Below are 470 nucleotides of genomic sequence, written 5' to 3'. Positions count from 1 at the left end.
CCCTTGGCCAGAGCCTGACCACCCAGACCGCCACCTCGGCGACCGAGCTGCTGGTGTCTAACGACATCCTCAGTCTCAACGTGCTGCTGGGCAACCTGGTGAAAAACCCGCTGGTGGCCCACGCGGCCATCTACAGCGTGGACAACCGCATCCTCGCCGAGGCCGGCCAGCGCCCGCGCAACAGCCTGCTGGGCGAGGCAGAGGGCCTGTACCAGACCAAGATCACCTTCCAGGACGTGACGGCCGGGCAACTGCGCATCAGCCTGGACATGAGCCAGTTCCAGCAGCCGATGCTCATCAGCCTGCAGAGCATGGGCATCATGGCGGCCATCCTGCTGGCCCTGGCCCTCAGCCTGAGCCTGCGACAGGGCCGCTATATCACCCTGCCGCTGCTGCAGTTGCGGGTGTGGCTGCGAGACCCGCAGCCCTATACCCCGGCCACCGACCGCCAGGACGAGATCGGCGACATC

At 66.6% G+C, this 470-nt stretch carries 1 protein-coding gene; it reads left to right on the top strand.

Translation table 11 applies throughout. The features are described 5' to 3' along the window. A partial coding sequence (locus tag EOE48_RS28715) for a hypothetical protein (RefSeq protein WP_210249620.1) occupies positions 1–470 on the top strand: 470 nt, incomplete at both ends.

Origin of the sequence: Methylobacterium oryzihabitans (assembly GCF_004004555.2) — a bacterium.
GTDB lineage: Bacteria > Pseudomonadota > Alphaproteobacteria > Rhizobiales > Beijerinckiaceae > Methylobacterium > Methylobacterium oryzihabitans.
This window is presented reverse-complemented; position numbering and strand designations above follow the sequence as displayed.